Source organism: Vibrio sp. L85 (assembly GCF_963871815.1).
Classification (GTDB): domain Bacteria; phylum Pseudomonadota; class Gammaproteobacteria; order Enterobacterales; family Vibrionaceae; genus Vibrio; species Vibrio harveyi.
This window is the reverse complement of the sequence record NZ_CAWMYL010000096.1, coordinates 1-1,739: the sequence shown is the minus strand read 5'-3', so window position 1 is coordinate 1,739 and position 1,739 is coordinate 1. Positions and strand designations below refer to the sequence as shown.

The window sequence follows — 1,739 nt, the reverse complement described above, 5'->3', positions numbered from 1 at the left end:
GGTGTGAGATATGCTACAGTTCAACTGCATCTTAATTTCCTCCAATGGATTAAGTGCCTCTTTAATGCTCGTCGGCAAACTTTCATTAAAGAGACGTACAATCGTGCAACTGTATAGTGCACGATTGTACAACCACACGACTGTACAGTTATACAACTATACAGTCATGTAAAAATCTTTATTTTTTATATTTTTCAATAATATAAAGCAAAGCCTCTTCTGCAAGTTCTGGTTTCGACTTCCCTTTTTGCTTTTTTTGTTGATAAATAATGTCTTCAAAATCCTCCCAAATATCATCATCAACAAAAATTCCTCTTGTAGTTCTCTTCGGAGTGCGAACGACTTTTTTCATTCGCGGAGCATCAGCATTTTCAGTTTGACCTTTTAACTGATTGGACTCAGCTCTATCATCTTCCTCATCCATCCATGAAAAACGAGTATCAGCCATTACTTAACCTCCACTAATATATGACTCATAATCTGTAAAAATTCACGACGACGATCCTTTACTTTGTAAGCTCGATTTAAAGCATCATCAAAAATAGTACGATATTCACACGCAGCTCTACCAAATACCCCACTAGATGGAATAACAAAAGCCCCTCTCTTTTTCATTGCTTTTGTTACATTAACTTCCTCTGGACGATGGCTATTAGTGTCCGTTACAACAGTAACAATTGATTTCCCTTCCAGTTCAGCGCGTTTAAAAGCGTCCATGTAGGTAGCATACTGATCTCTTGCTGGTTTAAATGGCATAATTAGTAATGCCCCCTCTGGAACATCCCAATCAGCAGCCTGATGATCAAAAATTAATATGTCAGCATCAGGTTTTGTTCTAGGAATAGAGCTAAGTACCTCAAAAGGAAGTTTACCGCCCTTATAGTAAAGAGTGGATGTACCTTGTGGGTCTTGGCATATAACGAGAACCTTTTTTCCTAACTCAATGGCAGCAGCGGCAAGGTTAATAGTAAGCATAGATTTACCTTGCCCCCCTTTAGGATTCCAGATATCAATAATCTTCATAACTGTACGTCTATACGATTGAACACTATTCAAGTGTACACTGTACAGTTGAATAGTCAACATATTCAATTGTACATTTGTATACTATTAACATTCAAAAGACTTGCGCCATACACACTAGTGTGTATAATCATTGTTAGGTCGGAGGTAATATGAAATCTAAAGACCTAATAGATGAACTACTTGCTGCAGGATGTGAGTTTGTCAGGCATGGCAAAGGAAGTCACCAGATCTGGAAATCTCCAATCACTGGTAAAAAATTTCCGGTGCCTCACCCTAAAGGCTCCTTACCAATAGGCACAGTACGTTCTATCAAAAAAGACGCGGGCATCTAGCCCGCGCACTTGGAGGTAACGATGTGGTTTACATTGGGTGTAGAGACACCAAAAGATAAAGATTCCTCTTACGGGATAGTCGTTCCAGCTCTATGTAATGACCGTTATTCCTGCTATAGCGCATCAGATAGTAGTAAAGATATAGCGGCACATTCAGCAGAAGCGATAGAAAGTATTTTAGAAGAGATGCTTGCTGATGGCTTTGATGTATTAGGACTAAAAGACCAAGGAGCACTGGTTTATAAAGAAGATCAAGCTTACCATTTTTGTAATGTTTGGTTACAGATAGAAATTGATGTAAATAGATACAGTGGTAAGACCCAAAGGGTAAATGTTTCTCTACCAGAGTCGTTACTAGCGGTAATCGATCGTAGAGTAGAG

4 protein-coding genes are annotated in these 1,739 nt (G+C 38.8%); 2 read left to right on the top strand and 2 right to left on the bottom strand.

The features are described 5' to 3' along the window. Positions 1-178 precede the first annotated feature (178 nt). Positions 179-448 carry a hypothetical protein gene (locus tag AACR11_RS09890; RefSeq protein WP_017191241.1) on the bottom strand — a complete coding sequence of 90 codons (270 nt, stop codon included), beginning with the start codon at positions 446-448 and terminating at the stop codon, positions 179-181. Then, positions 448-1,023, bottom strand: a complete 576-nt coding sequence (locus tag AACR11_RS09885; protein WP_017817459.1) for a ParA family protein — start codon at positions 1,021-1,023, stop codon at positions 448-450. The genes AACR11_RS09890 and AACR11_RS09885 overlap by 1 nt, the downstream gene beginning before the upstream one ends. Positions 1,024-1,175: 152 nt before the next feature. Between AACR11_RS09885 and AACR11_RS09880 the strand changes: the two genes are divergently transcribed. Both AACR11_RS09880 and AACR11_RS09875 read left to right on the top strand, forming a co-directional pair. After that, the gene (locus AACR11_RS09880) at positions 1,176-1,358 is read left to right on the top strand and encodes a type II toxin-antitoxin system HicA family toxin (protein ID WP_017191239.1); all 183 of its coding nucleotides are present in this window, start codon (positions 1,176-1,178) and stop codon (positions 1,356-1,358) included. 21 nt (positions 1,359-1,379) lie between these two features. Further along, on the top strand, positions 1,380-1,739 hold a 360-nt coding region (locus AACR11_RS09875), incomplete at its 3' end, for a type II toxin-antitoxin system HicB family antitoxin (protein WP_079324701.1).

Bases quoted from the DNA above. Each gene is read 5' to 3' on its own strand.
- AACR11_RS09890 (WP_017191241.1), bottom strand. From the start codon at position 448: ATGGCTGATACTCGTTTTTCATGGATGGATGAGGAAGATGATAGAGCT.
- AACR11_RS09885 (WP_017817459.1), bottom strand. From the start codon at position 1,023: ATGAAGATTATTGATATCTGGAATCCTAAAGGGGGGCAAGGTAAATCT.
- AACR11_RS09880 (WP_017191239.1), top strand. From the start codon at position 1,176: ATGAAATCTAAAGACCTAATAGATGAACTACTTGCTGCAGGATGTGAG.